Genomic DNA, 24834 nt, shown 5'->3' with positions numbered 1-24834 from the left:
GGAGGACGTATAAATGGATTTATACTCATTAATTAGAGATGTGGAAAACTTCCCAAAGGAAGGTATCTTATTCAGAGATATTACACCACTTTTACAAGACGCTAAAGGATTACAAGAATCTATCGATAAAATGGCAGAAGAAGTACAAGATGTAGATTTTGACCTCGTTATTGGACCAGAATCAAGAGGATTCATCTTTGGAGTACCTTTAGCTTACAAACTTCAAAAAGGCTTTGTTCCTGTTAGAAAACCGGGCAAATTACCTTATAAAACAATTGGCCAAAGCTACGATTTAGAATATGGTAGTAATACAATTGAGTTGCACATTGATGCAATCCAACCAGGCCAAAAAGTAATCATTGTAGATGACCTTCTTGCAACAGGCGGTACAACAAAAGCTATCGTTGAACTCATCGAAAAACTCGGTGGGGAAGTTGTGAAAATTGTTTATCTCATTGAACTTGAGGAACTAAACGGTAGAGAAATCCTAGGTGGACAAAATATCGTTTCCTTACTTAAATACTAATTATGACAAATAAAAAGACACGTAGCCATCCACTACGTGTCTTTTTATATACAATAGCATTGAATTTTTATTCTAACATGACTATAATAATATAATAAATATATGCAAGTGACGAAAAAAGGGGGTAGACGATGCCTGATGAAATTTATAAAAAGCTAATTAATAGAATACGCTCATACCATCCATCAGATGATGTAAGTATGGTTGAGAAGGCTTATAACCTTGCTAAGGAAGCCCATGAAGGCCAACTTAGAAAGTCTGGAGAACCGTATATTATCCACCCTCTTCAAGTGGCATATATATTAGCAGATCTAGAACTTGATATCGAATCGATTACAGCAGGGATATTACATGATGTTGTAGAAGATACAGACTATACTTTAGAAGATATTGAACGTTTATTTAATAAGGAAGTAGCCTTATTAGTAGATGGTGTTACAAAACTTGGGGTGATTAAATATGCCTCAGGAAATAAGGAACTTCAAAAGGAAGAGATTCAAGCTGAGAATTATAGGAAGATGTTTCTTGCTATGGCACAAGATATACGCGTTGTCCTTATAAAACTTGCCGACAGACTGCACAATATGCAGACCTTGAAATTTATGCCGCCACATAAGCAAAAGCGTATTGCTGAAGAGACACTCACAATTTATGCACCTATTGCTCATAGATTAGGGATTTGTAAAATTAAGGCAGACCTTGAAGACTTATCACTCCGTTATATTGAGCCAGAAATTTACTATGACCTTGCTCAAAAAATTGCTAAGAAGCGTAGTGAACGTCTTGAATATATTGAACAAATTGTAAAACAAATCAAAGAGAAATTGGATGAAACAGGCATTGAGTGTACAGTTGAAGGTAGACCTAAGCACTTCTTCAGCATTTATAAAAAGATCGTAAATAAGAATAAAACCTTAGATCAAATATATGATTTGTTTGCTGTGCGTGCTATTGTGCAAAACGTTAAAGATTGTTATGGAGTACTTGGTATTATTCATGAGCTGTATACACCTATTCCTGGCCGTTTTAAAGACTATATTGCAATGCCAAAGTCTAATATGTATCAGTCTCTTCATACAACGCTTATGGGCAATGAGGGCACACCTTTCGAAATCCAAATTCGTACAGAAGAGATGCATCGTACAGCAGAATACGGGATTGCAGCGCACTGGAAGTACAAAGATGGAAATCTGACAGGGTCTATGGGCGATAAGTCAGAAGAGAAACTTGCATGGCTTAAACAAATCTTAGAATGGCAAAGAGATATGGACGATAACACAGAGTTCATGAATGCCTTAAAGCTAGACTTAGATGTGTATACAGACCAAGTATATGTATTTACCCCAAAAGGTGAGTTGATTACCTTGCCAAAAGGCTCTACACCTATTGACTATGGCTACTCTATCCATAGTGATATTGGAAACAAAATGATAGGTGCTAAGGTAAATGGCAAAATTGTAAAAGTTGATTATATTATTAAAAATGGTGACCGCGTAGAGATTTTAACTTCTCCAAACTCTAAAGGACCAAGTCGTGACTGGCTTAACATTGTTAAGAGTACACAAGCGAAAACGAAGATTAATCAATTCTTCAGAAAGCAATTTAAGCAAGAAGACATTATTCGTGGGAAAGAGCTTCTTGAAACCTGTGCAAGACAGAAGGGATATGTGCTCTCAGCACTTTCAGATACACAGTGTATTGAGAATGTATGTAGACGCTATGGACTTAGAAATTGGGATGCGGTTTGCGCAGCTATAGGTTATGGGAGTATTAAAGAAAAGCAAATCATTCAACGTTTGATTGACGAAAATATTAAAGTGAAAAAAGTGCCAATTACGCCACAACAAATCTTAGATGGTCATGTAGTGAAAGAAGTCACAGACTTTGAACATGAGCAAAAGCAACAGAAGAAAAGTAAGAGTGGGATTGTTGTACGAGGGGTAGGAGATGTGGCTGTACGCTTCTCTAAATGTTGTAGACCACTTCCAGGAGATGATATTGTGGGATACATCACACGAGGTCGAGGTGTATCTATCCATAGACAAGACTGTACCAACATTATTCATATGTGTGAAGAAGAGAAAGAGCGCCTGATCGAAGCACAGTGGTTTAATGAAGAGCAGACAAACCGCACTTACATTACAGAAATTCAGATTACAGGTAGTGACCGTATGGGCATTATTGTAGATATTTCTAAAATTTTAACAGACATGAAAGTACCTGTTAAATCCCTTAATGCAAGGACAACTAAAAATCATGAGGCTATTTTCAATATTCGTATTGAAATCAATCATACCTTCCAGCTGGATGAAATCACACGTAAGGTCATGCAAATTCCAGATGTAGTAGAGATTGAACGTGTCTCATCTTAAGGAGTTATTATGCGAGCTGTTGTACAAAGAGTAACCAGTGCCTCTGTGGCTATACAAGGTGAAGCCATTGGTGCTATTGAGCGAGGCTTACTTGTCTTAGTAGGGATTAAGGCAGAAGATACTTTAAAAGATATGGAATATATGATTAGTAAAATAAGCGGACTTCGTATCTTTGAGGACGAAGCAGGTAAGATGAATCTCTCTGTAGGGGATATAGGAGGTAAAATCCTTATTGTACCTAACTTTACGCTCTATGGAAGTGCTATAAAGGGGATGCGTCCAAGCTTTATAGCATCTGGAAGTGTAGAAGATGCAAGAAGTAAATTCAAACTATTTATGGAAAAATTAAGTAGGGGTCAGATTCCAGTGGAGGCAGGTATATTCCAAGCAGACATGCAAGTTACACTTGTCAACGATGGCCCTGTTACCATATTACTTGAAAGTGACAAATCATTTTAGGAAGAAGGGGCTGGTATACAGTCCCTCTTTTTAGAGTGATAAGAGAAAGCGGGGGGAAGAAAATGATTATTTATCGTAGAAATACAATAGGAGATAAAGTTGTATCTTTTATTAGTATCATGCTTGCCATTTTACTTGTTCGAAATAATATTGTAATGTATCAGGCACTAGGTAAAATCAATAGTCTTGATTTAGTTGTTACCCTAATGGGGATTCTTATAGGTGGCTTATTTCTATATACTTCTAAGATAAAGTATATAGAAGTAAGTGCTAGCCAAATAAGTTGGTACACATGGTTTTTTGTTAAGCATACGCTAGAGATGAAACAAATCAAAAAAGTAGAAGCAAAAACATATTATATTATTTTGGTTAAAGAAAATAATAAAGAAGTATGGATTCCAACAAGATGTATCAAAAAGCAAGCACTTAATGAATTACTCAAGGAACTTAAGGTAGAACAAGAATAAGCTTTCAAAAAAGTAGACATGAAGAGGTGAAGTATGAAAATAGAAAAATTAGTGGTTGGGATGATAGGTGAGCAAACCTATTTTATTATAGATGAGGCAACAAAAAAAGCTTTTGTAGTAGACCCAGGAGATGATGCAGCCATCATTAATCGTAAAATTGATGCAGATGGTTTGCAAATAGAAAAAATTCTTTTAACGCATGGTCATTTTGACCATATTGGTGCAGTAGAAGAAGTGAGACGCCATACAGGTGCAAAAGTGGTGATTCATGAAGAAGGTAAACGCTACTTAGAAGATGTAGCCTATAACTTATCTACTATGTTTGATGGATTTTTAACTTTGCAAGCAGACGAATATGTACAAGATAGAGGGGTTATTACTTTAAAAGGTACAGATATAAGCCTAGAAGTCATTCATGCGCCAGGCCATACTAAAGATGGTGTAGCCTTCTACAGCCACAAATACAAAGTAGCATTTGTAGGAGATATTATCTTTAGAGGCTCCATTGGTAGGACCGACTTTTTAGGTGGAAACACAACGGATTTAATTCATAATATTAGAGAACGTATTTTTACGTTAGACAAAGATGTTGTCCTTTACCCAGGACATGGACCCTCTACAACAGTAGGCTATGAAAAGTTGCATAATGCTAGCTTTAACATGTTTGAGTAGAGTGGATTTTAATAGATTGGAAGAGAAAAATGATAAACTTAACTTGTATCAATCATGATACTGAATTTGAAATAAATAATATTATTCATCTTTTTGAACCTTATATAGAAGGTGAATATGCAGTACAAAGCATCTTAGAAGGTAACCAAGCAATTGCTAAGTTACTGAAAGAAGAAAGTACGTTGTTTACCTGTGAGAGACAAATAGAGTCAGCAAACAATGAAATTAAAGCAAAGAGAAATCGCAAACTTGTTTTAAAAGAAGTTGTGTATGATGTCTTATACCAACTCACAGGAAAGGCTATGCCTTGGGGAATGCTTACAGGTATTCGTCCAACCAAGATTGTGCATGACTATCAAAAGCAAGGAATGAGTGAAGAAGCACTCCGAACAAGACTCAAAGATGTCTATCGTATTTCAGATGCTAAGATAAACTTGATGATGGAAGTAGCAAAGGCAGAAGAAGAAATTTTAGAAAAAAATCAAAAAGATGAAATCAGCTTATATATCGGCATTCCATTTTGTCCAACAAGATGTGTATACTGCTCTTTCACTGCGTACGCTATAGAAGCAAAAAAGAATTATGTAGAAAGCTATCTAGACGCCCTTTGCAAAGAAATTACTTTTATTGCAGAGGCTAAGAAAGATTATCCTATTCGTAGCCTCTATATTGGTGGTGGTACGCCAACAAGCTTGAATGAAGTACAGCTTGAACGTTTGCTTAAGCATATTAAGGCAAGCTTTAACTTAGAAAACATTGGCGAGTATACGATAGAAGCTGGACGCCCAGATACGATTACAAGGCAAAAGCTAGAGATTATGAAAGCAATGGATGTAGGCCGTATATCGATCAATCCACAAACAATGAATCAAAAAACACTAGATACCATTGGTCGTCATCATACAGTAGAAGACATCAAGGAAGTCTTCCAGATGGCTAGAGAACTTGGGCATAACAATATTAATATGGATATTATACTAGGTCTTCCTGGTGAGAGTGTAGTAGATGTACGCCATACACTAGAAGAACTTAAGCTTCTAAATCCTGAGAATATTACGGTGCATACGATGGCTATCAAGCGAGCATCTAAACTCAAAGAGCACCAAGAGGATTATCAGCTTGCAGAAGCTACAAAGATTGAACAAATGCTAGACATTAGTCAAAGAGCATGCAGAGGGATGGGGCTTCAACCTTATTACATGTACCGTCAAAAAAATATGCTCGGAAACTTTGAAAATGTAGGCTATGCGAAACCTGGCTATGAATGTGTCTACAATGTAGAGATTATGGAAGAAAGTGAAAGCATTATTGCGGCAGGCGCAGGTGCTATCACTAAAATGGTATACCAAAATGGTGAGCGCATTGATCGTATTGCCAATGTAAAGAGTCTTGAAGACTATATTGGACGCATTGATGAAATGATTGAGCGTAAAAGAGAAGGCTTTGAAAAGTATAAGTAGAAGAACGATTTAGTTATAACATAAGAAGAAGCTCCACCCCTAAACACAATAGGGATGGAGCTTCTTCTTAGAGTAATCTTATGAGATAGTAAGAAGGGGGACTATCTACATCCACAACCATTTTGACGAGGTTGAGCGTTATTACAACCACAGCCATTGCATCCTGCATTGTTTGTTTGTTTAAGACACTCACGATTTTCTAAAGCATCCCAAGCCTTTTCTAATTCTAAAGCAGTAGCTTCTGCTTTTTCGATAAGAGCGTATACATCTTTAGCTAAGTCAGAGCATCCTCTTTGAACAGGACGGTTGCATCCACAACCACCACAGTTACTATTATTACCACAACCACAATTATTACATGCCATATTGTTTCACCTCCTAAAACTTGTTTACACTTATATCATATGTCGATACAGCAAAAGGGTGATAGCCTTTTGAAAGTTGCAAGAAATAATAAGTAAGCTAGTAATTTTAATAGTATTTCTCAATATTTTAATGAGGAAAAGCTCCCATTATATATCATGTTTATATAATGGGAGCTTTGATTATCAATTACTTCTAGCGTAGAAAATAATTTTCTAGGCATTGTAGTTAAATTTTACTATTTGCAGCCACAACCAGTTGCTCTAGGTTGAGGGGTGTTGCCACATCCACAGTTGCCACATCCGCAGTTACCACATCCGCAGTTACCACATCCGCAGTTGCCGGAGTTAGTTGTTTCTTTGAGACAGCCTGCATCTTCTAATGCATCCCAAGCTGCTTCTAAATCTTCAAGAGTATCTTCAAGTTTTTCGATAAGAGTGTATACATCTTTAGCTAAACAAGTGCATCCTTTTTGAACAGGACGGTTGCATCCACAACCACCATTGTTACTATTGTTACCGCATCCACATCCACAATTATTACATGCCATATTGTTTCACCTCCTAAATGCTGTTTACATTTATATCATATGTAGGAGGGGTAAAAAAGTGACAAATTTTAGAATAATTTGAGAAAGATAAAGTTAGATTGAAAAACAGGTTGCTATCTACCTGAAATGTAGAACAACAACCTGTTTTATATATTGATATAAATTTTTATAGTTATGCAAAAATAGTTTTATGGAAGCAACAAAATGGTTCTTGCTTACGAGGGAAGAATACGTTTCCTATATAGTTAAAGCCTTGTTTTTTGAACAATCCTTGAGCACGATGATTTTGAGAGAATGTATCGATGCGAAGGGCTGATACACCTTGTTCAAGTGCAAGGTCTTCAGCAAATTTTAAAATTTGAGAGGCATACCCACGGCCGCCGTAGCCTGGATGAATAGCTAGCCTGTGTACAACATAAGCGGTATCAGGACCTTTGAAGTTGAGTGTTTCATACTCAGGTGCTTGGTTGGTATCAATACAGGCAAAGCCACAAATAGTGCCTGCTTCATCTATAACATATAAATCCCCATTTTCAATATCTTGCGTTAAGATATCCTGGTTAGGATACGTATGATCCCACTGAAAAATATTGTGCTTAGCCATATCGGCTATAACAAGTTCTTTGATATCTAGGAGTTGTTGTAGGTCAGTTAATTGAGCACGTCGAATCATAAAATCCCTCTTTCTGTAAAAAATATATGTTTTTGTAAAAGTGAGCGATAGACAGTATTATAGCAATAGCATTTTGAAAATGCAATAGGAAATTTGGGGTGTAAAAGAATTAGAAAAATCGCATTTTAAGCATATACTCCTTGACAAAAACCTACATCAGCTATAAAATAACAACTAACTTAATACATAAATCTATGATGAGAAAGAGTATGATCTACCTTACAGAGAGAAGGCCTACGGCTGCAAGCCTTCATAAGATCAGAAGACATCTCGGAGTGTGTATTTGAATCAAGTAGGATACGACGTGTGGCTACGTTAGAGGCCATAGAGGTGCAGAACTTAAGTTTATTTGGGTTTTGAACCAGGGTGGCAACGCGATGATATCGTCCCTGGCAATTATGCTAGGGGCGTTTTTTATTGTTTAAAATTGGTTTCCCACAAAATGTGTATGAATGCAGTGAAATTGTGCATAATTTTTAAAAATAAGCTTTAGTATTGTGAATAAATCGTGAAAAGGAGATGCTTATGGAAATCCGTGCATTAAAAGGAACCAAAGATATTTTTGGTGAAGAGATGAGAAAATGGCTCGACATGGAACAGACCATTAGAGGCTTATGCGATGATTTTGGATTTACTCAAATTCGTACGCCAATGTTTGAATTTACAAATCTGTTTCAAAGAAGTGTAGGCGATACAACAGATGTGGTACAAAAGGAAATGTACTCTTTCATAGATAAAGGGGAGAATGCAATTACCTTAAAACCAGAAAGTACAGCAGGAGTGGCGCGTAGTTATCTTGAACACAATATGGGAGCAGATACTCAACCTGTTAAACTTTACTATATTTCCCCTACTTTTAGATATGAAAAACCTCAAGCAGGTAGACAAAGACAATTCCACCAATTTGGTGTAGAGATGTTTGGTTCAGATGCACCAACAGCAGATGCAGAGATCATCAGCATTGGTTATGAACTTTTAAAACGTATTGGTCTTACAAAGGTAGAGCTTCACATTAACTCACTTGGTGACCGTGAGTGCCGCCAAAAGTACAATGAAGCACTTAAAGCTTTCTTAGAAACTAAAAAAGAAGGACTTTGCCCACTTTGTAACGAACGTCGTGAGAAAAACCCTCTTCGTGTACTTGACTGTAAAAATCCAAACTGTCAGGGAATGTTCGAAGATGCACCTACAGTATTAGATACTTTAGGTGAAGGCTGTATGGCACACTTTAATAAAGTACAAGAGCTTTTAACGGCTATGGGTATTCCTTTTGTAGTAGATCCTAAAATTGTACGTGGTTTAGACTACTATACAAAGACAGTATTTGAATTTGTATCTAATGATATTGGTTCACAAGGGACTGTATGTGGTGGTGGACGCTACAACGGTCTAATAGAAGAAATAGGTGGCAAACCAACACCAGCTGTTGGCTTTGGCGCAGGTATGGAACGTCTTATCTTAGCCAAAGAAGCAGAAAATGGAAACACACTGCCTCAAGCGACAAGAGATCTATTCTTAGGTTATAGAGGTGATGATGCAACGGTTATCGCTTATAAACTTATTACCCAGCTTAGAGCAGCAGGAATTAGTGCAGAGAGTGACCACTTGCAAAGAAGCGTTAAAGCGCAAATGAAATTTGCTAATAAAATTGGTGCCAAGTACTCAGCCATCATTGGTGAGAGTGAAATGGAAAATCAAGTGATTAATCTTAAAAATATGGAAAATGGTGAAACACGTGAAGTAGCCTTTAGTGACCTTGTAGCAGTGATGCAAGAGGAACTTAGTAAGTAAGATTTAGCAAAGTGTATCGCTTCAAGTTTTAGCGTGCTAAGGCTTGAAGGTGACAATAAATAAGAGATTGTATAGACAATTAAGGAGGAGCGAATATGTCAGAATCAATGCAAGGTTTACAAAGAACACACCGTTGTACAGAACTTAGCCATGCCAACGTTGGCGAGACTGTGACAGTCATGGGATGGGTACAAAGAAGAAGAAATTTAGGTCAATTACTTTTCATTACATTAAGAGACCGTTCAGGCTTACTTCAATTAGCTTTTGGTGAAGAAACAGATAAAGAGGTATTTGAAAAAGCTGAAACACTTAGAAGTGAATATGTTATTGCAGCAACAGGTGTAGTACGTTCACGTGGTGAAGATGCGAACAAAACAATGAAAACAGGTGATATTGAAATCGAAGTACAAGAACTTCGTATTTTAGCTGAAGCTGAAACAACACCTTTCGAAATTGTAGAAAACAGTGATGTAAGAGAAGAGTTACGTCTTAAATATCGTTACTTAGACCTTCGTCGTCCAGATATGCAAAACACAATTATGATGCGTAGCAAAACAACAGGGGCTGTAAGACGTTTCTTAGAAGAAAAAGGTTTCCTTGAAATTGAAACACCAATGCTTACAAAATCTACGCCAGAAGGTGCACGCGACTACTTAGTACCATCTCGTGTACATCCAGGTAACTTCTATGCATTACCTCAATCACCACAGATCTTTAAACAACTTCTTATGGTGTCAGGCTATGACCGTTACTTCCAAATCGTAAAATGTTTCCGTGACGAAGACCTTCGTGCTGACCGTCAACCAGAGTTTACACAAATCGATATGGAGTTAAGCTTCGTAGACATGGAAGAAGTTATGGGACTTAACGAACAACTTATCCAACATGTGTTCAAGGATGTGCTTGGGCATGAAGTACAACTTCCAATCCAAAGATTAACATACCAAGAAGCTATGGATCGTTTCGGTAGTGACAAACCAGACTTACGTTTTGGTGTAGAGCTTACTGACCTTTCAGATGTGGTAGCAGACAGCGGATTTGCTGTATTTGAAAATGCACTAGCAAATGGTGGTTCAGTACGTGCCATCAATGCAAAAGGAATGGGTGACCTTGGACGTAAACAAATTGATAGCTTAGTTAAAGTAGGTCAAGACTTCGGTGCAAAAGGTGTGGCTTGGTTACAAGTTAGACCAGATGGAGAAGAAAAATCTTCATTCACTAAGTTCTTAACACCAGAGACTGTAGCTGCAATGAAAGAACGTATGAGTACAACAGATAACGACCTTATCTTAGTTGTAGCAGACAAACCATCTGTTGTATATGCAGCACTTGGTGCACTCCGTCAAGAAGTTGCAAGACGTTTAGACCTTATCAACAAAGATGAGTTTAGATTTGTATGGGTAACAGATTTCCCACTTCTTGAGTACGATGAAGAAGGCGGCAGATATGTAGCCATGCACCACCCATTCACAATGCCTAAAGATGAAGATATTGCACTTATGGATACAGATCCAGGTAAAGTACGTGCTAAAGCTTATGACCTTTGCTTAAATGGTTATGAACTTGGTGGCGGTAGTATTCGTATTTATCAAGGCGATGTGCAAGAAAAAATGTTCAACCTTCTGGGCTTTACAAAAGAAGAAGCTTACGAACGTTTTGGCTTCTTACTCAATGCCTTTAAATATGGTGTACCACCACATGGCGGGTTAGCATTCGGTCTTGATAGAATCGTTATGCTTATGGCAAAACGTGACAACATCCGTGACGTCATTGCCTTCCCTAAAGTAAAAGATGCAAGCTGTCTTATGACAGAAGCACCAAGTTGTGTAGACCAAAAACAATTAGATGAATTAGCTCTTGCAATTCAAGAATTAGTTAAAGAAAACGAAGCACCACAAGTTTAATTGTTTCACTTGAAGTATAGAGAAAGCGCCTAGAGTCTTCTAGGCGCTTTTTTCTGTATTTTTTTCTATAGCTTCAATAGCTTCCATGGCTTCACGAGTATCCTCAGCAATCTCATCTGCAAGATCTTCCATAATATCGGCGGCAGTTGGTTGATAAGGACAGACGTAAAGGTTAATGACTAAGCCTACAATAGCCCCATACAGGGTATAAGCTGTGCGTTTAATGGCATATAAAAGTGGCGTTTGAATATTAGTTGTAGTACAAAGAATGGCACATAGTACAATGCAGCCTGGGAAAATAGCAGCAGGCTTTTTGAAGAATAAGGCCATTTGAATAACTAAGAAAATACTTAAGCAAGTTGCAAGTGTTTGCACATAAGCGTTATAAGGCAAAAAGCTTAGGCATACTAAAACAATATTAGAAACGATACTCCCATAGGCAGTTCCCCATACACGGTTTTTAGCATTTTTTACAGAGCCATCTTTATCCCCTTGAATAACAAAGATGGTGGCAATGCATGCAAAGAATGGATCTTGTACACCGACAAACGAAAGGGTGATAATACAGATTGCTACAGCTATTAAAGTTTTAAGTGTACGCATCCCAATTTTAAATTGAATTCCCATTATTACTAACCTCTATCTATCAAATATTCGTTTTTTCACTCGATTATTATTATAATATAGTTTTTCAGAATGTAAACAAAGATATTACATTGTAGCCTATAAAATTTGAGCATTGAAACAATGACAAGAGGACCTGATCACCTTAAATTCTTGCATATTCAAGATTATAGGTGAATATTTATAGAACAATAGTAGTTGTGCATAAAGGGGGCTAAATGATGAAAAAACTGATGAGCTTTTTAGTATGTGGCGTGATGCTTGTAACGACTCTTACTGGTTGTAGTAGTACAGGAGGAGCAGGAAATGGTGGAAGTAGTAGTGAAGATGTAATTAAAATTGGTGTATTTGAACCTTTGACAGGGGCAAATGCTGCTGGAGGAGAGCTAGAAGTAGAAGGGATGAAAATTGCCAACCAGTTGTATCCAGAAGTATTGGGGAAAAAGGTAGAACTGGTTATTGCAGACAATAAATCTGATAAGGCTGAAGCCACAACGGCAGCAGCACGACTTATAGAAAAGGATAAAGTATCTGCCATTATTGGATCATGGGGATCAAGTTTTTCTATTGCAGCAGGCAATATTGTGAAGAGCAATGAAGTGCCAGCAGTAGGCGCATCTTGTACGAATCCATTAGTAACTAAGGATAATCCTTATTATTTCCGTGTATGCTTCTTAGACCCATTCCAAGGTACTGTTATGGCTAATTATTGTTACGAGCAAGGCTATAGAAAAGCTGCTATCATCCAAGAAGTATCTAATGACTATGCAGTAGGCCTTGCAAAGTTTTTTGTAGATGCATTTACAGAACTTACAGGTGACCCTGATTGTATCGTTACAACAGGAAATTACAATACCAATGACCAAGATTTTTCAGGAATTTTGACTAATATTAAAGAAAAGAATCCAGATGTAGTCTTTGCACCAGGGAACTTTACTGAGTCAGCACTTATTATTAAACAAGCACGTAATTTGGGAATGACCATACCTTTTGTAGGTGGGGACACTTGGGAAACTAATGAATTTATTGAAGTAGGCGGCAAAGAAGTAGAAGGTGTTGTCCTTTCTACATTTTTTGATGACACAGCACCTGCTACAGATGAAGCTAAAAAGTTTGTAGAAGCTTATAAAGCAGCTTATCCAGATCGTGATAGTGTACCAGCAGTAAGTGCACTAGGATACGATGCCTATATTTTGATTTTAGATGCCATTGAACGTGCGGGGAGTAGTGACCCTAAGGCGATTCGAGATGAACTTGCTAAGACTGTAGATTTTGAAGGTGTAACAGGTATGATTACCATTAATGAAGAGGGCGATGCGGACAAAAACATGGCCATTATTAAAAAGGTTGAAGGCGGTAAGTTTGTATACTCTGATACTGTAGTCATTAAATAGAACTTGATGGGTTAGCCGAACCGTGTAGGAATAATGGGCTAACCCTCTTTTGGCTTAAAAGGGTAGTGTCTTATTGGAAGGAAAATAAGAAAAGGGGGAAATTTCATGTTAAGTACGTGGATGCAGCACCTTGCCAATGGCATTTCACTAGGGAGTTTATATGCTCTAATTGCCATTGGGTATACCATGGTGTATGGAATTTTAAGACTTATTAACTTTGCACATGGAGACATTTTTATGATGTCAGCCTATTTTGCATTTTTCGGTATTACCATTTTTCATGTACCATGGTATATAGCGATTATCCTTGTCGTAGTATGTACTGTTATATTAGGAAGCTTAGTGGAGAAGGCTGCGTATAGACCGCTTAGGGATGCGCCCAAATCTTCTATTTTAATTTCAGCCATAGGCGTCTCTTTCTTTTTGGAGAACTTAGCGACCTTTTTGTTTTCTGGTAAGCCCAAGGCTTTTCCAGAATTCCCGGCAATGACGACACCTATTGCAATAGGTGGTGTGAGCATACAACCACTTATGATTGTAGTACCTGTTGTTACCATCCTTATTTTAATAGGACTTATTTTAATCATCAATAAAACAAAACTTGGGATGGCTATGCGTGCGGTGTCTAAAGATCATGAGATTGCTAAAGTTATGGGGATTGAAATCAATAAGGTTATAGGTGCCACCTTTGCTATAGGGTCTGGACTTGCGGCAATTGGAGCCATATTATGGGGAATGAAATATCCTCAAGTACAACCTATGATGGGGGTTATGCCAGGGCTTAAGTGCTTTATTGCAGCAGTTATAGGTGGAATTGGTAATGTTAAAGGTGCTGTAATTGGAGGTTTTATATTGGGGTTAGTAGAGGTGCTTTTGGTAGCTTGCTTTAGTAGTTTGACAGGATACCGAGATGCCATAGCCTTTGTACTTCTTATTATCATTTTACTTGTAAGGCCAAGTGGTCTTATGGGTGAGAAAGTTATAGAGAAGGTGTAAGCAATGACTAAAAAGAAAAAAATGATGCTCACTTTAGGGGCAATAATTGCGCTGGGCATCTGTGTAGCACTAGGCAACATCTTTTTAGATAGTTATTTGAAACGTATTTTAAATTTGTGTGCCATTTATACGGTTTTAGGATTATCTATGAATTTAATCAATGGCTTTACAGGACTTTTTTCACTAGGGCAAGCAGGGTTTATGGCTATTGGTGCCTATTGTGTGGGGATTTTCACTGTACCTCTGGCAGAGCGTGAAATGGTATATTATCTAGAGCCAATGCATCCGATGATTGCTAATATTCAGTTACCTTTTGTAATAGCCTTGATACTTGGAGGTGTAGTGGCAGCAGGATGTGCGTTCTTAATTGGAGCACCTGTACTAAGGCTAAAGGGAGACTATTTAGCTATTGCTACACTAGGATTTTCCGAGATTATACGTATTGTCTTTACCAACTTACAAAGCATTACTAACGGTGCTTTGGGGATTAAGAACATTCCGACTATTACAAGCATGTGGTGGACCTTTGGGGTGATGTTACTATCTATTATTTTTATGTTCCTACTTATTCGCTCGAGTTATGGTAGGGCCTTTAAGTCAATTCGAGAAGATGAGGTAGCAGCAGAGGCTATGGGGATTTCCCTCTTTAAGCATAAGGTGATTTCTTTTATGATTAGTGGTTTTATGGCAGGTATTGGTGGTGGACTTTTTGCTGCATTGCTAGGGACAGTAGACCCCAAGCAGTTTTACTTTACACTTACTTATAATTTCTTACTTATTATTGTACTAGGCGGGATGGGGAGCATTTCGGGAACAGTAATCTCGGCTTTTCTTGTAACGGCAGGACTGGAATGGTTAAGGTTCTTAGATGAGCCAACGAAGTTGTTTGGCAGGGAGATTCCACTTTTTAGACCAGGCCTTAGAATGGTTGTATTTTCTGTAATTTTGATGGTTGTTGTACTGTATTATCGTAAAGGCATTATGGGACAAAATGAATTGACCTGGGAAGGTATAAAGCAGTTTTTCAAGAACATAAAGACAAAGTGGAAGAATAGAAAACAAAAGGAGGTGTGCTGATGAACGTTTTAAAACTTAATCAACTAACGATGCAATTTGGTGGGGTAGTTGCTATTGATGGCTTAGACTTAGAAGTACATGAAGGCGAAATAGTAGCGCTTATTGGTCCCAATGGGGCAGGAAAAACGACTGTATTCAATGTAATTACAGGGGTATACTTCCCAACAGAAGGAACAGTGTACTTCAATGACCAAAACATAACGAGAATGCGTGTGGATAGGATTACACAACAAGGTATTGCAAGAACTTTTCAAAACATTCGCTTGTTCAAGGAGATGAGCGTTCTTGAGAATATCTTGATTCCACAACATATGCACCTTCAGCACAACTTTTTCAGCACCGTCTTACGGTCAAAGAAAGCAAGACAAGAGGAGTCGCAAATGCAGGAGAAGGCATTAAGTCTTCTAGAAACAGTAGGGTTATTGGATGTAAAAGATGAGAAGGCGAGTAGCTTGCCTTATGGTCAACAGCGCCACTTAGAGATTGCAAGGGCATTAGCGACCAAGCCAAAACTCTTACTTTTAGACGAACCGGCAGCAGGGATGAACCCACAAGAGACCTTAGAGCTGACAGCTTTTATTAAGCGTATTCGAGATGAGTTTAATTTGACAGTCTTTATGATAGAGCATCATATGGAGTTGGTTATGGAAATCTCAGAGCATATTTATGTCCTAGACTTTGGAAAGCTTATAGCCAAGGGGACAGCAGAAGAGATTCAACAAAATGAGCGGGTTATTGAGGCCTACTTGGGGGTGAGTGAAGATGCTGAAAATCAATGATTTAAAAGTGAGCTATGGTGGCATAGAAGCGGTCAAAGGTATTAGTCTAGAGGTGCCTGATAATCATATTGTAACGTTAATAGGTGCTAATGGAGCTGGAAAAAGTACGATTCTAAGAACCATTATGGGCTTGGTGAAGGCAGACTCAGGTGATATTTTACTAGAAGGTGAGTGTATTATAGGGGCGGGCACTAACCAAATTGTCAGTAGAGGCATTTCACTTGTACCAGAAGGGCGACGAATCTTTCCCAATTTGACGGTACTAGAAAATATTAAGATAGGTGCCTATTTAAGAAAAGATGACTTAACGGCAGATATTGAATGGGTCTACAAGCTTTTTCCTATCCTAAAATCTAGGCATTGGCAGTTAGCAGGGACACTCTCAGGGGGCGAGCAACAAATGTTGGCTGTAGCCCGTGCACTTATGTCTAAGCCAAAAGTGTTAATGATGGATGAACCCTCACTAGGTCTTGCACCACTTGTTATTAAAGATATTTTTGAGATTATTAAGACCATTCATAAGGAAGGGATGACCATACTCCTAATAGAGCAAAATGCTAACCTTGCGCTTAAGTGTGCAGATTATGGTTATGTACTTGAGACAGGGAATATTATATTAGAGGGAACAGGACTTGCACTACTTAGAAATGAGAAAATTCAAGAAGCTTATCTAGGCAAGAAAAAAGCCAAAGTATAAGCATAAAAAAATGACCTACGAGATAGGGTGATCAACCATCAGTAGGTCTTTTTCTTCTCATCTATACATGAGAGGATAGGATGTAGTCTTGAAGAAATTTATACTCGATCGCTCATATCAGAGTATATTATGAGTATAGAAGACTCATGTAAAGAGCGTAGGTAAAATAGGTTAAAAATAGGTTAAAAAGTAAATTAGAACAAATTAGTATATATTTTATGTATTTACAAAAAATATATACTATAGTATTATTATAAAATAAATTAATGAATTGGAGGAAAGTAGAGGATGAGTATAATACTAAGCTGTTAAGAAGATACCTTGGTATCAACGAATCAAGAACACTGTAAAAATACAAATTTAAAGTAACGAAATTACTTTGAGGCCTTAAAATAGGTTTGTTTGTGATGCCTATAAGGCGTGTTCTTTGATGCAGATAGTATAAGATTCATTATAACTCTACTTTTCTATAGATAGAAGCGCAGCGAGCAGACCGACAGGCTAGGCTGGACCTTATAGACTATAGGAAATAGTATTTTCTATAGTCTATTTTTGTGCGCAAAAGTAGCAATCTATTTGCAACAAAGAATCCTGTAATTTTGGGGAGGGTTTATGAAAACATTATTATTAAAAAGAAAATGGGAATTTATTATGTATACCATTGCAAGTTGCTTCTTTATTATCAGTGACTTGCTGATTATGGGGGTATCCTCTTGGGTGATGGATGCACTAGAAAAAGGGAGTATGGAACTTTTTATAACACGTATTATCTATGGTGTTGTGATTGTATGTGTGGGCGCGGGACTTTATTTAGCCTCTAGATTCTTACGGATTGGTTATATGCGCAATGTGCTTTTGGACATTCGAAAAGAAGCTTTCCGTACGGTTTTACAGATGACACCGAAGCAATTTGCCAAAGTGTCTAAGGAAAACTACGTTTCAAGGCTGACCAATGATGTGAACTTAATAGAAGAGAAGTTTTTCGTCAGTTTATTGAACTTAATTTCAGGAGGGGGAATGTACTTAGTCGGTATCCTCATCATCGCTGTACAAGAACCACTGTTAGCTGGAGGAATTTTGACTGTATCGGCTGTCTGTTACATCCTGTGTAAGCTCTTTTTAGCACGTACTGAGAAGTTGCAAGAGGCAGTGTCCGAGGGGAATGAAACGCTGACATTAAATATGAGTAATACCTTTAATGGTCTAGAGATTATTAAGCTTGGGAATATGGAAGAGAAGTTTTTGGAAAAGAACAAAAAGGAGATCTCAAGAGCTGAGGCTAGAAAGCAGGCCTTTAATAACTATTCAGAGATTCAACAAAATGTACTTATTTTTGTAGGTTACTTTGTTATGGCAGCTGTAATCTTTTACTTAGGGCATCGCATTGGTGCAGGGCTTGGACTAGGTGTAGCTGTATTCTTATTTCAGCTTAGTACACAAATTGTCTTTAGAATTATGGACGCCTTACCCCTTGTTAATGTCATGCGTTCTTCCATTAAAATTTATGATAAGTTGACTCATTTAGAGGTGGCACAAGAAGAAACAAAATGTGAACCTTTTGTGTTTAAAGAACACATTACTTTAAACCAAGTGAGCTTTGGCTACGAAGGGCGTACGTTGCTAGACAAAGCTTGTATCACTTTGGAAAAAGGGAAAAAATATTTGATTAAAGGCGCAAGTGGGGCAGGTAAGTCTACTTTGCTTAAAATGTTAGAACTTCTAAATGAAGACTATGCAGGCACTATTGAAGTGGATGGTGTGGATTATAGAACAATAGATGAAAGAGACTTTAACGATAAAGTTGCTGTTATTGACCAAGACATCTTCTTGTTTGAAGATACCATCAGAAATAATATTAGTCTTTATAAATCAGTAGAAGAAAGTTGTATGACTCAGGCTATTGGCGCGGCAGGCCTTGAATCTGTAATACAAGGCTTAGAAGAGGGGTTAGACACACTCTTATTGGAGAATGGTAAGAACTTATCAGGTGGGCAAAGACAACGTATTGCCATTGCACGTGCCATTGCCAAAGAGGCAGAAATTCTCTTTGTAGATGAGGGGACAGCTAGCTTAAATGAAGCCTTGGGCCGTGAGATAGAAAAAGTCTTCTTGAGCTTGCCACAGACAGTAGTTGCCATTAGTCATCGCTACTATGAAGGCGTGAGCGAAGGGTATGACTATGTATTGAAACTGCAAGCAGGCAGACTGATATGCTATGATGTAGCAGATTATTTTGAGGGGGTGAGCGTATGCTAAAACGCTTAATGAACGTATGGCCATACTTACTAGTGGCCGTTGGAATTACTTTAGTACTCGGGCTAATAGAAGGGTACGTTATGATTGAGATGATGGGGCTATTCGACCTTGCCCTAAACAAGGAAATGACAGCATTTACAAGCCAAAGTATGAGGTTGATGGGTATTGCCTTAACCCTAGTGCCGATTGCAATACTTGTAACTTATGCAAAGAACTTATATAAGCGCAAAGCTAATGAGCAGATGAAAAACTACTATTTAGAAAAGATGTATACCAAAAATATAAGTGAATTCTATGCAGAGAATAACGCCAAATATTTATCTGCCCTAACCAATGACTTTAATACACTCGAGCAAAAGTTGATTAACCCTGTGTACGCTATTGTGGATGGCGGTGCAGTATTTATTGCAGGGATGTGGATGATCTGGACAGTCAATCCTAAGTTGATTGGGCTGGGAATCTTGCTTGTTATCATTAATACAGGGCTTACCTTGTGGTTGCAAAGACCTATTACCAAGCAGACGACCTTAAGGAGTGACTTGTTTGAAAACTATACAGGGTATATCAAAGAAGTACTGTCTGCATTTCACATTATTCGTAACAACAATCTACAAGGGCGTATCCAAAAGAATTTTGATAAGAAAAGTGAAACGGTACAACATAAAGGGTACTTAGTAGACCGCTTACTGACCTACGTCTATTGTATGGAAAATACAGTGTCAAACTTTATGGTGCTAGGTGTCATGGGAGTAGCAGGGTACTTAGCCTTACAAGGTAAGGGGACAATTGGAGGTGTACTCCTTGTAGTAGAGGGGATGTTTAGAATTTTAGGGCCTATGATGATGATGAGTGAAGCGATGCCACAAATTGCTTCAGTAGGCGGAATTATTAAAAAGATAGAAGATACCCTTACGAATGCAATTGAAGCAGAAGAAACGATAGAGAATTGTGCTATAGGAAAAGGGATGAGTCTAGAAGATGTTTCCTTTGCCTATGACGAGCATCAACCTATCTTAGAAAAAGTTAATGTAGCCTTCAAAAAAGGTGAAAAGTACCTAATTATTGGCCCAAGTGGTGGCGGTAAATCCACTTTGCTAAAACTCTTACGCAAATATTTCAATCCAACACAAGGTACGATTTGGATGGGGGATGTAGCCCTTAAAGAGATTAAGAAAGAGGCTTACTTTAAGACAATCAGTAACATCGACCAAAAGGTTTTTATCTTTGAAGATACGTTAAGAAATAACTTAACACTTTACAAAGACTACAGTGATGAAGCGATTCTAGAAGCCCTTCAACAAGCAGGACTTACTGAGTTTGTAGCAGCCCATCCAGATGGACTTGGACGTATGCTCTATGACGATGGAAAGAATATCTCAGGTGGAGAGAAGAGCCGTATTGCTATAGCACGAGCACTTCTAGAAAAGGCTGATTTAATCTTGCTTGATGAAGCCTTCTCAGCACTAGATCCTGTGAAAGCTAAGGAAATAGAGAAGAGTCTCTTAGACTTAGAAGATGTAACAATTATTCATGTAACCCATGTGTTGTTCAAAGAACATGAACAAGATTACAATGAAATTTTCATGGTAAAGAATAAGCAAGTTTATCCTTACAGAAAAAGAGCGGAAAAGGCAAGTTAATTCTAATCATCCAAAGGATTTCATAAGAGATAGAATAAGGGAAGGGAAAGTGGTTAAAGGGCGTCAAAGGTAGTAATGGAAAAGGGGATTAGACAATAGGATTTTGAAATAAAGGGAAAGGCGTATGCTAGAAGAACAAGCCAGTTTCAGTCTCGTTTTTTAAAAGATGAGACTAAAGCTGGCTTGTTCTATTTCGGGAAAAAGGATAAGGGACAAGGCACGAAGGGAAGGAATTATGACAATATCTTAAGAAAGTTATGGAGAGCACTGTAAGGTTTTAGACGTACAATGATTGTAACATGAGTGCAGTAAGAGGGAGAAGGAGCAGAAGAAATGACTAGAAAACAGATAACCCGTCTTATAATAATAGCAGCAGTACTATACTTGTGTGGGACAGTCGTGAGTTTAAGGTATAGACCTGAACTTGATGGAATAGAGTATGAAGAAATACCTAGCATCGAATATGAGAGGGCACTACCAAGGCATAGCTATAAGTGGGAAGCTTTAGAAACATATCAGGGTAAGAAGAGCTATCAGTATGATAATATAAAAGCCAAGTGGGGCATTGATGTTTCCAAACATCAAGAAAAGATATCATGGCAGAAGGTCAAGAAGGATGGTATTGACTTTGCCATGATACGTGTAGGGTATAGAGGCTATGGAAATGGCGCAATTAAAGAAGACCCGACTTTTACATATAATATGAATTCAGCCAATCGAGTAGGCATAGATGTAGGATTATATTTCTTCTCACAGGCTATCTCAGTAGAAGAGGCCAAAGAAGAAGCCCAATTTGTGCTTCAACAGATTCAAGGGCATAAGGTCACTTATCCTATCGTTTTTGATATGGAATTTGTTGCAGGGAAAGATAGGATTACGCACTTAACAAGAGAAGAAAAAACACAGATTACAAAAGCTTTCTGTGAAGTGATTGAACAAGCAGGATACAAACCTATGATTTATGGAAGCAGACATTGGCTACAAGATGTGATTACACTAGAGGAGCTATCTGACTATGAGGTATGGTTAGCAGAGTATAGTGATGTACCAAGTTTTCCTTATGCATTTAAGATGTGGCAATATACAGATAGCGGAACTGTAGATGGCATATCAGGTGGTGTAGATATGAATTTATGGTTTGTAGAAGAATAGACAACACAAGCCACCCGAAGTATACCCTCCCCCTTAAAAAACGGGCAGACTTCAGGTGGCTTATGCTGTTGTGGCAAAGTGTAAGTGTCATTGACAATGAAAGGAAAGCACTTGTTCAGTTGCGAGGAAGGTTCAACTTTTAGGTTCACATGGGGAATACTTGCGTTGGTGCACCTCTTGCGGGGGCCTTTTGGTGAAAGCGCTACCATTGTAGTTATCACTGCTAGTTTCCGCCTCGGTTAGCCGTGGCTAAGGTTACCTTAAGCTTACTGGGAAGTTGAAGGCTTGTATGCAATTGAACGTGGCTTAGAAGAAGCTGTCAATGAAGCGATAGTTACCTAAGTTAACGAAGCTGCCACCACTTCATTAGTTAGGGCCTAAATATAAGTTTGTCCACTTTTAGAAGGGGGAGACTAAAGGCTTTCAAATTTATACTTAGTGGTACAGCATAAAGGACGTACCTAGAATAGTTCTTTATGCCGTACTTTTATATTGGGTGAACCGTTTCGCTCACCAAGGTTATAACGAAACTTGATAAGATAGTTATACACCTGATTTCCATATCTGTGCAACTGGCAAAATCCATAAAAATAAATGCTACTTTAAGTTGAAAATGCCGATGCTTTTTAAGGGATTTCCCTGGAAATAAGAAAAGTGGATTTCTAGAAAGTCAAAAAAATACAAATTTTTGTTGTGATTATGCTTAAAACAGATTCAAAAAAGTATACAATATCCATAAAAGAAGAAAAGGAATAGACCGAGAAAGCGAATACTTTGAGAGAAAAATAAGCAAAAAAAGTAAAAAAAATTAAGGGTTAAAGTATTACTTTAAGGGGACAAGTATAGGAAGAATTATAATCGTGTTATAATAGGGGTAAAAAATGACTTTTCAGGAGAGACACATGAAAATAGAAATCGTATGCGTAGGTAAACTCAAAGAAAAATACTTGGTACAAGCCATAGATGAATACAGCAAAAGACTCAGCCGTTACTGCAAACTTGGGATCATTGAGCTAACAGATGAAAAAACACCAGACAATGCCTCAGAAAAAGAAGAGCTCCAAATCAAAGAAAAAGAAGGGGAGAAAATCTTAGCCCAAATCAAAGATACTGCCTACGTCATCACCCTAGACCTTGGCGGCAAGATGGTCACATCAGAAGGCCTTGCACAAATGATGGCCAACTGTAGCGTTCAAGGCAATAGCCACATTGTTTTTGTCATCGGAGGCTCACTTGGACTCTCAGACAAAGTCCTTAAAAGAGCTAATGACAGCCTATCCTTCTCAAAGATGACATTTCCACATCAATTATTTAGAGTCATGTTATTGGAGCAAATTTATAGAGGGTATAGGATTAATAATGGTGAACCGTACCATAAATAAGTGATAGAAAAATAGCTTAAAGCTATTTGGGATGTATTATAATGAGGTATATAAAGGTAAATACTTACTGAAAAGAGGTGAGTTAATGTATAAAACAATTGAAAGTATAAACGAAGAGTATAATGGACAATGGGTATTTATGATTAACTGTGACAAAGATGATAATGGAACAGTTATGGGCGGAGAAGTTGTTCTTCATAGCGAAAGCAGAGATAGGGTTATAAGGGGCATGAATGAGTACATTATGGAAGAAAGTGATACTTATCTTAGATATGCAGGGGAGATACCAGAAGGAGTTAGCGTTATATTATGAGCAAGTGTGAAATAAAGATGGAACCTATGGGTAATATGGTAATGCTAGACTTAGAACTCTGGAGTAAAAGAGTTAATAGGTTCAGAAATATGATGGTAGTATTTGATACAGGTGCTAGTGTAACGATTATTTCTAAGGATATTTTATATCAGTTAGGTTATGATGTAAGTAATTGTGAAAAGGCAAGAATTACAACAGCAAGTGGTGTGGCGTATGTTGATATTGTTAGAATAGAACGATTAAAAATAGGACAATTCATATTAGAAGATGTAGAAGTATATGCACATACTTTTCCAGAGGAAAGTTTCTCCGTAGGCGTGATTGGATTAAATGTTATAGCAAACTACAGAGTAACGCTAGATTTTGAATTAAGAAAAATAGTATGTGAGCAATACAAATAGAGAGAATCCTAGACATAAATCAAAGTATGTTCTAGGATTTTTTGCATAATAAGCTTCAAAAGATAGAGGGCTTAAAATATTACGATATAAAATAGGTAGTTGTGTGAGGAGAAAGTTTGAAATAAAAGCTTGAAGTTGGCAATAATCTAAAGGGCATAGCAAATAAGCCATCTTTTGATGACTTTATGTTAAAAAGACACTGGAGATTAAAAATTAAGACGTTTTTAGTCGATAGCCCTGAGCTTTAATTATTGAGAGAGCTTCGGTTAAAGTTATCTCTCGATCAATAGGCACAGTGTTTGATTTTTTATAGAGGTCGGCATTGTATACTTCCTTGTTTTTTAGCATCTTATAAATAGCAGTAGGGAGCATTCGTGCAATGGCAATAATAGCCTTTTTCTTTCCTGCACTTTCATTATTGGTAGGCGTTAGACCTGCGCATGAACAGAGATGTTTAGCCGTAGGAAATACATCCATATTTGTGACAATCTCAGAAATAATACCAATAGCTGTAAAGGTATTTTTCATGGATGGTGTAGTAAGGATTAAGTCTAGTTCTGATTGATAACGTTTTGAAAGTTCCAAAATAATCTTTTCAAGATCTGCTTTTCTACTATTTAAATCTTCAAAGTGATGTTTAATAACCTTTATTTTAGCAGCTTGTTCAGGTGTTATATAACCATCGATAGCGAGTTCTAATTCAGGTAACTTAGCCTTCATAGAACCGTGGATTAAAGGTTCAATATCAAAAGTGGTTTAGTGCTAGAAGTTATAGAAGTTCCTTGTACACTTCATGAGAATGATAAAGACTGTCCTTGGTGTAATACTGAACTTGTACCTATTGGTAAAGAACAAGTACGCCAAGAGATTCAATTCATTCCGGCTA

General features: G+C 37.6%; 23 protein-coding genes, 1 pseudogene and 1 other annotated feature. Of the genes and pseudogenes, 19 read left to right on the top strand and 5 right to left on the bottom strand.

The annotated features are described in order from the left end of the window. Positions 1 to 13 precede the first annotated feature (13 nt). From RRY75_RS07205 to hemZ, 6 genes are all read left to right on the top strand, one after another. Complete coding sequence (locus tag RRY75_RS07205; protein WP_332491809.1) at positions 14 to 526, top strand: adenine phosphoribosyltransferase; 513 nt, start codon at positions 14 to 16, stop codon at positions 524 to 526. Between the two features lie 131 nt (positions 527 to 657). Then, the gene (locus RRY75_RS07200) at positions 658 to 2898 is read left to right on the top strand and encodes a RelA/SpoT family protein (protein WP_332491810.1); all 2241 of its coding nucleotides are present in this window, start codon (positions 658 to 660) and stop codon (positions 2896 to 2898) included. 9 nt (positions 2899 to 2907) lie between these two features. Then, positions 2908 to 3357, top strand: a complete 450-nt coding sequence (gene dtd / locus RRY75_RS07195; protein ID WP_332491812.1) for a D-aminoacyl-tRNA deacylase — start codon at positions 2908 to 2910, stop codon at positions 3355 to 3357. A gap of 62 nt (positions 3358 to 3419) precedes the next feature. Continuing rightward, positions 3420 to 3824: a hypothetical protein gene (locus tag RRY75_RS07190; protein ID WP_332491814.1), complete on the top strand. Its 405-nt coding sequence runs from the start codon at positions 3420 to 3422 to the stop codon at positions 3822 to 3824. A 33-nt stretch (positions 3825 to 3857) separates the two neighbouring features. Beyond that, positions 3858 to 4496: an MBL fold metallo-hydrolase gene (locus tag RRY75_RS07185; protein WP_332491816.1), complete on the top strand. Its 639-nt coding sequence runs from the start codon at positions 3858 to 3860 to the stop codon at positions 4494 to 4496. Between the two features lie 29 nt (positions 4497 to 4525). Then, complete coding sequence (gene hemZ / locus RRY75_RS07180; RefSeq protein WP_332491818.1) at positions 4526 to 5956, top strand: coproporphyrinogen dehydrogenase HemZ; 1431 nt, start codon at positions 4526 to 4528, stop codon at positions 5954 to 5956. 101 nt (positions 5957 to 6057) lie between these two features. On the opposite strand, the gene RRY75_RS07175 is transcribed toward hemZ, so the two are convergent. The 3 genes from RRY75_RS07175 to RRY75_RS07165 form a co-directional block, all read right to left on the bottom strand. Then, a complete protein-coding gene (locus RRY75_RS07175) occupies positions 6058 to 6321 on the bottom strand; it encodes a hypothetical protein (protein ID WP_332491819.1) in 264 nt (87 codons plus the stop codon). Positions 6322 to 6557: 236 nt separating this feature from the next. Next, on the bottom strand, positions 6558 to 6869 hold the full coding sequence (locus RRY75_RS07170) for a hypothetical protein (protein WP_332491821.1): 312 nt from the start codon (positions 6867 to 6869) through the stop codon (positions 6558 to 6560). Positions 6870 to 7041: 172 nt separating this feature from the next. Next, positions 7042 to 7542 carry a GNAT family N-acetyltransferase gene (locus RRY75_RS07165; protein ID WP_332491823.1) on the bottom strand — a complete coding sequence of 167 codons (501 nt, stop codon included), beginning with the start codon at positions 7540 to 7542 and terminating at the stop codon, positions 7042 to 7044. Between the two features lie 185 nt (positions 7543 to 7727). Then, positions 7728 to 7936 (top strand) — a binding site (T-box leader). 131 nt (positions 7937 to 8067) lie between these two features. On the opposite strand from RRY75_RS07165, the gene hisS reads away from it, so the two are divergent. Both hisS and aspS read left to right on the top strand, forming a co-directional pair. After that, the gene (hisS, locus tag RRY75_RS07160; RefSeq protein WP_332491824.1) at positions 8068 to 9333 is read left to right on the top strand and encodes a histidine--tRNA ligase; all 1266 of its coding nucleotides are present in this window, start codon (positions 8068 to 8070) and stop codon (positions 9331 to 9333) included. A gap of 95 nt (positions 9334 to 9428) precedes the next feature. Next, complete coding sequence (gene aspS, locus RRY75_RS07155) at positions 9429 to 11237, top strand: aspartate--tRNA ligase (RefSeq protein ID WP_332491825.1); 1809 nt, start codon at positions 9429 to 9431, stop codon at positions 11235 to 11237. Between the two features lie 39 nt (positions 11238 to 11276). Here the strand turns inward: aspS and RRY75_RS07150 are convergent, their stop codons facing one another. Next, on the bottom strand, positions 11277 to 11864 hold the full coding sequence (locus RRY75_RS07150; protein WP_332491827.1) for an FUSC family protein: 588 nt from the start codon (positions 11862 to 11864) through the stop codon (positions 11277 to 11279). Between the two features lie 218 nt (positions 11865 to 12082). On the opposite strand from RRY75_RS07150, the gene RRY75_RS07145 reads away from it, so the two are divergent. The 11 genes from RRY75_RS07145 to RRY75_RS07095 all read left to right on the top strand — a co-directional run bounded on the left by RRY75_RS07145 (position 12083) and on the right by RRY75_RS07095 (position 23948). Continuing rightward, positions 12083 to 13255: an ABC transporter substrate-binding protein gene (locus tag RRY75_RS07145; protein ID WP_332491829.1), complete on the top strand. Its 1173-nt coding sequence runs from the start codon at positions 12083 to 12085 to the stop codon at positions 13253 to 13255. 105 nt (positions 13256 to 13360) lie between these two features. Beyond that, on the top strand, positions 13361 to 14251 hold the full coding sequence (locus tag RRY75_RS07140; RefSeq protein ID WP_332491830.1) for a branched-chain amino acid ABC transporter permease: 891 nt from the start codon (positions 13361 to 13363) through the stop codon (positions 14249 to 14251). A 3-nt stretch (positions 14252 to 14254) separates the two neighbouring features. Beyond that, positions 14255 to 15328, top strand: coding sequence for a branched-chain amino acid ABC transporter permease (locus RRY75_RS07135; RefSeq protein ID WP_332491832.1), 1074 nt, complete (start codon positions 14255 to 14257; stop codon positions 15326 to 15328). Then, positions 15328 to 16107, top strand: a complete 780-nt coding sequence (locus tag RRY75_RS07130) for an ABC transporter ATP-binding protein (protein WP_332527399.1) — start codon at positions 15328 to 15330, stop codon at positions 16105 to 16107. The genes RRY75_RS07135 and RRY75_RS07130 overlap by 1 nt, the downstream gene beginning before the upstream one ends. Then, positions 16091 to 16804, top strand: coding sequence for an ABC transporter ATP-binding protein (locus RRY75_RS07125; protein WP_332491835.1), 714 nt, complete (start codon positions 16091 to 16093; stop codon positions 16802 to 16804). The genes RRY75_RS07130 and RRY75_RS07125 overlap by 17 nt, the downstream gene beginning before the upstream one ends. Positions 16805 to 17416: 612 nt before the next feature. Continuing rightward, entirely contained in the window at positions 17417 to 19060 is a 1644-nt protein-coding gene (locus tag RRY75_RS07120; RefSeq protein WP_332527397.1) for an ABC transporter ATP-binding protein, read from the top strand. Next, entirely contained in the window at positions 19054 to 20700 is a 1647-nt protein-coding gene (locus tag RRY75_RS07115; RefSeq protein WP_332716126.1) for an ABC transporter ATP-binding protein, read from the top strand. The genes RRY75_RS07120 and RRY75_RS07115 overlap by 7 nt, the downstream gene beginning before the upstream one ends. Positions 20701 to 21033: 333 nt before the next feature. Further along, on the top strand, positions 21034 to 21852 hold the full coding sequence (locus RRY75_RS07110) for a glycoside hydrolase family 25 protein (RefSeq protein WP_332716123.1): 819 nt from the start codon (positions 21034 to 21036) through the stop codon (positions 21850 to 21852). A gap of 902 nt (positions 21853 to 22754) precedes the next feature. Next, positions 22755 to 23234, top strand: coding sequence for a 23S rRNA (pseudouridine(1915)-N(3))-methyltransferase RlmH (rlmH, locus tag RRY75_RS07105; RefSeq protein WP_332491843.1), 480 nt, complete (start codon positions 22755 to 22757; stop codon positions 23232 to 23234). Between the two features lie 85 nt (positions 23235 to 23319). After that, a complete protein-coding gene (locus RRY75_RS07100) occupies positions 23320 to 23547 on the top strand; it encodes a hypothetical protein (protein ID WP_332491845.1) in 228 nt (75 codons plus the stop codon). Further along, on the top strand, positions 23544 to 23948 hold the full coding sequence (locus tag RRY75_RS07095; protein ID WP_332491846.1) for a retropepsin-like aspartic protease: 405 nt from the start codon (positions 23544 to 23546) through the stop codon (positions 23946 to 23948). The genes RRY75_RS07100 and RRY75_RS07095 overlap by 4 nt, the downstream gene beginning before the upstream one ends. A 213-nt stretch (positions 23949 to 24161) precedes the next feature. Here RRY75_RS07095 and RRY75_RS07090 read toward each other — a convergent pair. After that, positions 24162 to 24704, bottom strand: a pseudogene (locus RRY75_RS07090) (transposase); the annotation flags it as partial. Positions 24705 to 24834 lie beyond the last annotated feature (130 nt).

It is taken from the genome of Niameybacter sp. (assembly GCF_036655075.1).
Taxonomy (GTDB): Bacteria; Bacillota; Clostridia; order Lachnospirales; family Cellulosilyticaceae; genus Holtiella.
The sequence above is the reverse complement of the archived record's forward strand: the minus strand, read 5'-3'. Positions and strand labels throughout refer to the sequence as shown.

Excerpts from the sequence above, each read along its gene's own strand:
- RRY75_RS07145 (WP_332491829.1), top strand. The coding sequence starts at position 12,083 with ATGAAAAAACTGATGAGCTTTTTAGTATGTGGCGTGATGCTTGTAACG.
- RRY75_RS07100 (WP_332491845.1), top strand. The coding sequence starts at position 23,320 with ATGTATAAAACAATTGAAAGTATAAACGAAGAGTATAATGGACAATGG.
- RRY75_RS07170 (WP_332491821.1), bottom strand. The coding sequence starts at position 6,869 with ATGGCATGTAATAATTGTGGATGTGGATGCGGTAACAATAGTAACAAT.
- RRY75_RS07165 (WP_332491823.1), bottom strand. The coding sequence starts at position 7,542 with ATGATTCGACGTGCTCAATTAACTGACCTACAACAACTCCTAGATATC.
- RRY75_RS07095 (WP_332491846.1), top strand. The coding sequence starts at position 23,544 with ATGAGCAAGTGTGAAATAAAGATGGAACCTATGGGTAATATGGTAATG.
- RRY75_RS07115 (WP_332716126.1), top strand. The coding sequence starts at position 19,054 with ATGCTAAAACGCTTAATGAACGTATGGCCATACTTACTAGTGGCCGTT.
- RRY75_RS07140 (WP_332491830.1), top strand. The coding sequence starts at position 13,361 with ATGTTAAGTACGTGGATGCAGCACCTTGCCAATGGCATTTCACTAGGG.
- hisS (WP_332491824.1), top strand. The coding sequence starts at position 8,068 with ATGGAAATCCGTGCATTAAAAGGAACCAAAGATATTTTTGGTGAAGAG.
- dtd (WP_332491812.1), top strand. The coding sequence starts at position 2,908 with ATGCGAGCTGTTGTACAAAGAGTAACCAGTGCCTCTGTGGCTATACAA.
- hemZ (WP_332491818.1), top strand. The coding sequence starts at position 4,526 with ATGATAAACTTAACTTGTATCAATCATGATACTGAATTTGAAATAAAT.
- RRY75_RS07135 (WP_332491832.1), top strand. The coding sequence starts at position 14,255 with ATGACTAAAAAGAAAAAAATGATGCTCACTTTAGGGGCAATAATTGCG.
- RRY75_RS07200 (WP_332491810.1), top strand. The coding sequence starts at position 658 with ATGCCTGATGAAATTTATAAAAAGCTAATTAATAGAATACGCTCATAC.
- RRY75_RS07205 (WP_332491809.1), top strand. The coding sequence starts at position 14 with ATGGATTTATACTCATTAATTAGAGATGTGGAAAACTTCCCAAAGGAA.
- RRY75_RS07130 (WP_332527399.1), top strand. The coding sequence starts at position 15,328 with ATGAACGTTTTAAAACTTAATCAACTAACGATGCAATTTGGTGGGGTA.
- RRY75_RS07110 (WP_332716123.1), top strand. The coding sequence starts at position 21,034 with ATGACTAGAAAACAGATAACCCGTCTTATAATAATAGCAGCAGTACTA.
- RRY75_RS07185 (WP_332491816.1), top strand. The coding sequence starts at position 3,858 with ATGAAAATAGAAAAATTAGTGGTTGGGATGATAGGTGAGCAAACCTAT.
- RRY75_RS07175 (WP_332491819.1), bottom strand. The coding sequence starts at position 6,321 with ATGGCATGTAATAATTGTGGTTGTGGTAATAATAGTAACTGTGGTGGT.
- RRY75_RS07125 (WP_332491835.1), top strand. The coding sequence starts at position 16,091 with ATGCTGAAAATCAATGATTTAAAAGTGAGCTATGGTGGCATAGAAGCG.
- RRY75_RS07120 (WP_332527397.1), top strand. The coding sequence starts at position 17,417 with ATGAAAACATTATTATTAAAAAGAAAATGGGAATTTATTATGTATACC.
- rlmH (WP_332491843.1), top strand. The coding sequence starts at position 22,755 with ATGAAAATAGAAATCGTATGCGTAGGTAAACTCAAAGAAAAATACTTG.
- RRY75_RS07190 (WP_332491814.1), top strand. The coding sequence starts at position 3,420 with ATGATTATTTATCGTAGAAATACAATAGGAGATAAAGTTGTATCTTTT.
- RRY75_RS07150 (WP_332491827.1), bottom strand. The coding sequence starts at position 11,864 with ATGGGAATTCAATTTAAAATTGGGATGCGTACACTTAAAACTTTAATA.
- aspS (WP_332491825.1), top strand. The coding sequence starts at position 9,429 with ATGTCAGAATCAATGCAAGGTTTACAAAGAACACACCGTTGTACAGAA.